5 protein-coding genes are annotated in these 6,544 nt (G+C 55.8%); 2 read left to right on the forward strand and 3 right to left on the reverse strand.

The window, feature by feature from the left end; all coding sequences use genetic code 11:
- Nucleotides 1–88: 88 nt before the first annotated feature.
- Complete coding sequence (locus H7U12_RS20710) at nucleotides 89–2,518, reverse strand: outer membrane beta-barrel family protein (protein ID WP_186641735.1); 2,430 nt, start codon at nucleotides 2,516–2,518, stop codon at nucleotides 89–91.
- 369 nt (nucleotides 2,519–2,887) lie between these two features.
- Here H7U12_RS20710 and H7U12_RS20715 point away from each other — a divergent pair, with 369 nt between their 5' ends.
- On the forward strand, nucleotides 2,888–4,105 hold the full coding sequence (locus tag H7U12_RS20715) for an MFS transporter (RefSeq protein WP_206683967.1): 1,218 nt from the start codon (nucleotides 2,888–2,890) through the stop codon (nucleotides 4,103–4,105).
- A gap of 81 nt (nucleotides 4,106–4,186) precedes the next feature.
- Here H7U12_RS20715 and H7U12_RS20720 read toward each other — a convergent pair whose 3' ends face one another.
- Together H7U12_RS20720 and nudK are read right to left on the reverse strand one after the other, a co-directional pair.
- Entirely contained in the window at nucleotides 4,187–4,774 is a 588-nt protein-coding gene (locus H7U12_RS20720; RefSeq protein ID WP_186641737.1) for a histidine phosphatase family protein, read from the reverse strand.
- A gap of 97 nt (nucleotides 4,775–4,871) precedes the next feature.
- Nucleotides 4,872–5,459 carry a GDP-mannose pyrophosphatase NudK gene (gene nudK / locus H7U12_RS20725; protein ID WP_186641739.1) on the reverse strand — a complete coding sequence of 196 codons (588 nt, stop codon included), beginning with the start codon at nucleotides 5,457–5,459 and terminating at the stop codon, nucleotides 4,872–4,874.
- Nucleotides 5,460–5,667: 208 nt separating this feature from the next.
- On the opposite strand from nudK, the gene H7U12_RS20730 reads away from it, so the two are divergent.
- Nucleotides 5,668–6,399 carry a tetratricopeptide repeat protein gene (locus H7U12_RS20730; protein WP_186641741.1) on the forward strand — a complete coding sequence of 244 codons (732 nt, stop codon included), beginning with the start codon at nucleotides 5,668–5,670 and terminating at the stop codon, nucleotides 6,397–6,399.
- Nucleotides 6,400–6,544: the final 145 nt, after the last annotated feature.

Consider the following 6,544-nt stretch of genomic DNA (forward strand, 5'->3'; position numbering starts at 1 on the left):
AACCGGAACTCTGCCATGATTCCGCTTTGGGGCCGTTTTCGGTAAAACGGCCCCAAAGCGGAAGGATTACTTTTTTCGCTTTAGAAGGCTAGTTGCTTTCCATTCTGAATTTCTCTTCCTCGTTGCCCGTCTTGCGGTTTTTGCTGCCTTTCACGTTTTTGTTCCCGAAACGGTAAGAGAAGTTGAGGCGCACCAGACGGCTCTCGGTTTTGTTTTCGCTGAGGCTGCGCACCCCAAACGACTCGGTCTCATAGCGGGTGGTACGGGTGTTGAACACATCGGCCACGTTGAGGGTGAGGGTGCCTTTGTTCTCCAGCACACTTTTGGAGAGGCCCACGTTGCCGCTGTACTGCGCCTTGAAGGCATAGGCCCCAAACGTCATGGGTGACATGTACGAAGCGAAGATTTCGGCTTTGAAACCTCTGCCTAGCTGAAAAGTGTTGCTGCTGGAGAGCATGAAGGAGCCGCGGGCATCGCGGAACCGGGCGGCGCCGTTGGCAAATACCTGGGCGTACAGAAACCCTACGGTGTTGCTGGTGTTCCACTTGCCGGAGTAAAAGCCTTTCATGTGGGTGATGGTCCCGCTCCACTGGTCGGCGCTGTTGAAGTTGGCGTAGGAGCTCACTACAGCGTTGGTGCCTTCCAGCGGCTTCACCACTTCAGACAGCACGTTCAGATGGCGGCCGTAGCTCAACGAAGTGAAGAGGGAGTTATTGAGCGTGTGTGATAGTTCAAAGTTGTGCGAGATGGACGGCTGCACGTTGGGGTTGCCCTGGGCGTACGAGTACTGGCTGAGGTACATCACGAACGGATTCACGATATCGAACCGGAAGCGGTCTATCTTCTTGCGGTAAGACACGCCCACCTGCTGTTTCCCTGACACCGCATACTGCCCAGACACGCTCGGGAACAAGTTGAAATAGTTTCTTTCGTTTTCCTGCTCCAACGTAAGGGAAGTGCCTTTGGTGTTGGTCTGCTCGGCCCGAAGCCCCAGTTGCAAACTCACTTTCCGGAACGTGGTATTGTAAGTGGCGTAGGCGGCGTTGATGTTCTCGCGGTACACGAAGTGGTTCGTTTTACCGGCGTCCACGGCCCAGTCTCCTTCTGCGGCGGTGCGGCCTTCCCAGAAGATGTCATTGTCGGTTTTGGTGAAAGTGGCTTTCAGGCCGGCTTCCAGGGAGCCTTTTTTCAGAGGATGCACCAAGTCGGCCGTCACCGTCTGGATGCTGTTGCTAGCCGGGGAGTTATCCCGCAGGAAAGAGGCGGGCTGGGCTTCTTCTCCGCCGCCGTGGTAATACCGGGTGGAAAACTGGTTCTGCCAGTCTTTGCCGTAGCTGAAGTAATCGGCGCCCAGCCGCAGCTCGGTTCCCGCGGTGTCCAGCAGCGTTTTGTAGAACACGTTCACCGAGGGGCTCACCACCCGGCTTTTACCCGAAATGTCCACGGTAGAAAGGTCACCGGGCATTTCCCCCTGGCTTACCCGCGAAACCGTAGTACCCACGCGCCGGCGCTGGTTCAGCATGCCGCGCACCAGAATGCCGCCCGATGACTTTTTGCTGAAATCATAGTCCAGCCCTGCTTTGAACGAGTTGTTGTCCTGGGTTCTCACCTCGTGGGAACGCTCCCTAATTCGGCTTTCCTCATTGAGCATGCGGTCTGAGGTGATGGTGGTGAACGGCTGGCTGTGCTGGCGGTCCAAGCTGCCGTACACGTTCAGTTTCTGAGTGCGGTGGTTCAGGCTGAGGCCGCCGTTGTAACGGGCTTTCTGCCCGATACCGGTGCCCAGGGTCAGAGTGCCGTTGGTGCCGTAATTCTTGTTTTTAGCCGTGATGATGTTGATGACCGCGCCGCCCGCCGCATCGTACTTCGCGGACGGGTTGGCGATTACTTCCACCTTTGAGACTCCGTTGGTAGGCATGGAGCTCAGGAAGTTCTTCAGGTCCTCGCCGCTGAGGTTGGTATTCTTGCCGTCAATCAACACCAGCGCGGTTCTTCCCCGCACCTGGAAATTCCCGTTCTGCTCCACCACGCCCGGTGCCCGGGTGATGACTTCATCCGTCGTACCTCCGGCCGCTAATGGGCTATCGGCTACGTTCAGCACCAGTTTATCGGCTTGCTGCTCAATGAACGGTTTGTAGCCAGTCACCGTCACGGCCTTCAACAGCTTGGCATCCAGGGGCAGGAACAGCGCCAGTGGTTTCGCCGCATCGGTTTCCCCCACGCGCAGCGAGTCTACTTTCACTTTCTTGTAGCCCAGGTAATCGGCGGTTATAAAGTAGAGGCCATGGGGCAGGTTGGCCAGCTGGAAATTGCCTTTGTCATCAGAAATCACCGCTTCTACAAAGGCAGCGTCTGTGTATTTCTTCAGTTGGATGGTGGCATACGGCAGCACGTTCTGGTGCAGGCTGTCTTTCACGGTGCCGCTTATCTTGCCGGGGTGTACCTGAGCCTGGCCGGTGAAGGCGGTGAGACCAAGTAAAATTGCTCCGATGGTTTTGGCGAAAGTAGAGGTTTTCATAGGGCGTTTGGTTAAGGAATGATCAAACTTATTCCTTCTGCCCCACCGCCCGAAAACTTCTACACCAACGGGCCTTTGCCCGGTACCAACGCCTTACATTCCTGATTTCTCCGGTTCAAATGAGTCCTGAATTTGGGAATCAGGCCCTCCGTTTTAGTTGTCTTTTTAAAAAATAGCCCTGAAACGGCTCCTTTCTTTTCGGCAGCCTCTCTTATGATTCCGAGGCAATTTTCCAACGGATCTTTTGCCTCCGGAAGAAAGCAGGTAACGGTATAGACAAACAAACGGAAGAGCCGTATACTCGCACTTTAATTGGCCGCTCCGGAAATCCTAGGTAAGAATGTACCTGTCGGTGGCCTTCCTTCTATCATGGCAACTCCAACCTCTTCTCCCGCGCACCCAGAACTCACCAAGCTCAACCTTTGGGTCATGACCATCACCACCGGCTTGGTGGTGGCCAACCTGTACTACAACCAGCCGCTGCTGGGCCGCATCTCAGAAACGTTTCAGGTGAGCGAAGCCTCGGCGGGTAGCCTGGCCATGCTCACCCAGATTGGCTACGCGGTGGGCATGCTCTTCATAATTCCGCTGGGCGATATGCTGCGCCGCAAACGGCTGATCATGGTAGATTTTGCCGCCATTATCATCGCCTTGCTGCTGGCGGGCTTCGCGGTGAACATCCAGATGCTGATGGCGGCCAGTTTCCTGATTGGCGCTACCTCAGTGGTGCCGCAGCTATTGATTCCCATGGCGGCGCATCTAGCCAAGCCCGAGGCCCGGGGCCGGACGGTGGGGTTTGTGATGAGCGGCCTGCTGATCGGGATTCTGCTCTCACGCACCATCAGTGGGTTTGTGGGCGTGCACCTGGGCTGGCGCGCCATGTTCTACATTGCCGCGGGCATGATGCTGGTGTTGTGGGGAGCGCTCTATTTCCTTCTGCCCGAGGTTCATCCGGATTTCAAAGGCACCTACAAAAACCTAATGAAATCACTGGTGCACCTCATCAAGGAACAACCCATGCTGCGGCTGGTGGCGGTGCGGGGCGCGCTGTGTTACGCTACCTTCGGGGCGTTCTGGACCACGCTGGTGTTTCTGCTGGAAGAGCCGCCGTTCAACGCCGGCAGTGACGTGGCCGGACTCTTCGGGTTGGTGGGCGCGGGCGGGGCGCTGGCCGCGGGTTACATGGGCAAACTCACCGACAAAGGCGATGCCTTCACCGTGACCACCATCAGCATCGCGATGATTGTGGTCTCTTACGTGGTGTTCGGGTTCTCTGGCAGCAGCATCATTGGCTTGGTGATTGGCGTGATTCTCCTGGATCTGGGCATTCAGGCCACGCACATCTCCAACCAGACGTTCATTTTCTCGCTCATCCCCGAGGCCCGCAACCGCCTGAACACGATCTACATGGTGACCTATTTCGCGGGCGGCGCCTCCGGCACGTTCCTCGCGAGCCAGGCCTGGCACCTCTGGCAATGGAACGGCGTGGTAGCCGTGGGGCTGATCTTTTCCTCTTTGGCGCTGGCCCTGCACTTGCTCTTCATGCGCGCCGACAAAACCGTGTATTCTGGGGTGGAGCAAGGATAAGAAAAGAAGAAGCCATTCGTTTCAGGGCCGTTTTCACGAAAACAGCCCTGAAACGAATGGCTCGTTCAGCTAAAGGAACGCTTAGTTGGCTGGAGCCACCGAGGCTGCCCCGTACTTCTGCACGTCTACCAATGGCGCTTTCCCTTCCTGCAGCGTGACTTTGAACAGGTAATCGTATTGATGGTCGGCGATCTCAGCGAAAGGTTTGGTTCCGCCGAAGGCTTCCACCAAGGGCAAGAGCGTGTTGGAATGACCGGCCACTACCACGGTTTTCCCAGGGTATTCCTGCTTGATTTTCTGCACCAGCGCCGCGTTATCCTTGACCTCGTAGAGCTGGACGGTTTGTTTTTTGGCCGAAGCCAACGGCGCCAGCGTTTGCTGCGTGCGCTTGTATTTGGTGGCGAAGAAGGCCGCGATGGGCGCGGAAGCCAATTGGGTTTTCAGGGCCTCGGTCCGCTTCAATCCCGCTTCTGACAGGTCCGGGTCATCGGTCATGGCTCCGGAGGAAGGGGCTTTCTCAGCGTGCCGCACCAGGTACACGACCGTGCCCCCGTTAGAGCCCGTTTTTTTACCCGAGGCCGAGGACGCTTTCTGGGCCGAGCAGTTAGACAAAGAGAAAATGGTGAGGAAGCAGATGCCCAGCAGAAGAAATGGCTTGAGGTGTTTCATGGTGAACAGAAGTTAGAAGACCCAAAGTAAGGCAATTCCGGCACGTTTCCAGCACCTGTTTTGGGTCTGTTTTCCTGAAAAGAGCCCTGAAACGAGTTTACACCGCCAGAAGGTGGTGCAATTGGGCGTACTGCAGCAGCATGATGGTTTTGGCGTCTCTGATCTCGCCGGTATTCATCATGTGGAGGGCCTCAGCAAACGGTAGTTCCAGCACCTCAATGTTCTCCTGCTCCTCGGCGTGGCCGCCGCCTTCGGTCACTTTCATGTCCTTGCTGTACTCGGCCACAAAGAAGTAGAGCTTCTCCGTGACCGAACCTGGCGACATGTAGGCTTCAAATACTTTCCGTACCTCAGACACTTGGTATCCCGTTTCTTCCTCGGTCTCGCGCCGGATGCAGTCCTCGGGGTTGTCGTTGTCCAGCAATCCGGCACAGGTCTCCACCAGTAGGCCGTCTGCGTTGCCGTTCAGGTAGGTGGGCATCCTGAACTGACGGGTGAGCAGGATGTTGTTGCTGCTACGGTTGTAGAGGAAGATACAGGCGCCGTTGCCCCGGTCATAGGCTTCGCGGGTTTGGGTCTCCCAGGTGCCATCCGGTTTCCGGTAGTCAAAGGTGACTTTGTGCAGGGTGTACCAGTTGTTGGAGAGAAGTTCTTTTCTGATGTTCTTTACGTTGGTGTCAGGCATGTGTCGTGCGGAATAGGTTTTTCACCTTTTAAGAGAAAGTAGGCTTAAAATAACATCAGGCGGCGTTCATTTGGAAATCTGCCGGCGTATTCCTGCTTGTTTTTCAGGCTTGTAGCCAGATTTTGAGGCATTCGCCTCGTTCGGCTAAAATATTTACCTATAACTATATGTTATAAAAACAGTATGTAGCAGGAGTTAAAACAACAATATGCGACTGCTTTCTTCAACCAGACCTTTGGCCCGTATCTATCTCTTTTTTCTGCTGCTGACGGTGGCGGCCAGTGGCTGCAAAACCGCGAAAACCCACTACCGCGAGGGGCTGGAGCGGGCCAGCAAAGATGATTATTCCGGGGCCGTGCGCGAGTACGATGCCGCCATCGCCAAGAAGCCCAACGACGGCAGCCTGTACCGGTTGCGGGGCGTGGCCAAGTACGAGATGGAAGACTTTGACGGCGCTTTCGCCGATTTCACCCAGGCCATTAACCTGGTGCCCAATGATGCCGAGTCGTTCAAATTCCGGGGCGACATCAAGCAGAACCGGGGCGAGTACAAACAAGCCATCGAGGATTATAACCAGGCCATCACGCACCAGCCCAGTTACGCCAAAGCCTACAACAACCGGGGACTCAACCGCGCCCGCCTCAAAGACATGAAGGGGGCCGCCCAGGATTTCAGCCAGGCCATCACCCTGCAGGACGATTACGCCGTGGCTTACCTGAACCGCGCCAACCTGCGCATGCGCCAGAAGCAGTACAACCCCGCCAAGGAAGACTATGACAAAGCCATTTCCCTGGACGCGAACATGGTGCAGGCCTACTATAACCGCGGCGTTCTGAACCACACCCGCAGAAACAAGAAAGCCGCCTGCGCCGATTGGCAAAGAGCCTTTGAACTGGGTTCTCCGCAGGCCAATGACCTGCTCAAGCGTTTCTGCAAGTAAGCTCACGGGTACTGTAGGACAACTCTTTCGTCCCTCTTAGAAGGAGGTAGGGAATAATTTCTCCTGCTGATCATGGCAGTTCTGGTCTTTTGTTGGGACAATCTCTTATGGTTCTTTTTCTATGGCCTTACTATGGCGCGGGTTT

This window comes from Rufibacter sediminis (assembly GCF_014269285.1).
Lineage (GTDB): Bacteria > Bacteroidota > Bacteroidia > Cytophagales > Hymenobacteraceae > Nibribacter > Nibribacter sediminis.

Excerpts from the sequence above, each read along its gene's own strand:
- H7U12_RS20710 (WP_186641735.1), bottom strand. The coding sequence starts at position 2,518 with ATGAAAACCTCTACTTTCGCCAAAACCATCGGAGCAATTTTACTTGGT.
- nudK (WP_186641739.1), bottom strand. The coding sequence starts at position 5,459 with ATGCCTGACACCAACGTAAAGAACATCAGAAAAGAACTTCTCTCCAAC.
- H7U12_RS20730 (WP_186641741.1), top strand. The coding sequence starts at position 5,668 with ATGCGACTGCTTTCTTCAACCAGACCTTTGGCCCGTATCTATCTCTTT.
- H7U12_RS20715 (WP_206683967.1), top strand. The coding sequence starts at position 2,888 with ATGGCAACTCCAACCTCTTCTCCCGCGCACCCAGAACTCACCAAGCTC.
- H7U12_RS20720 (WP_186641737.1), bottom strand. The coding sequence starts at position 4,774 with ATGAAACACCTCAAGCCATTTCTTCTGCTGGGCATCTGCTTCCTCACC.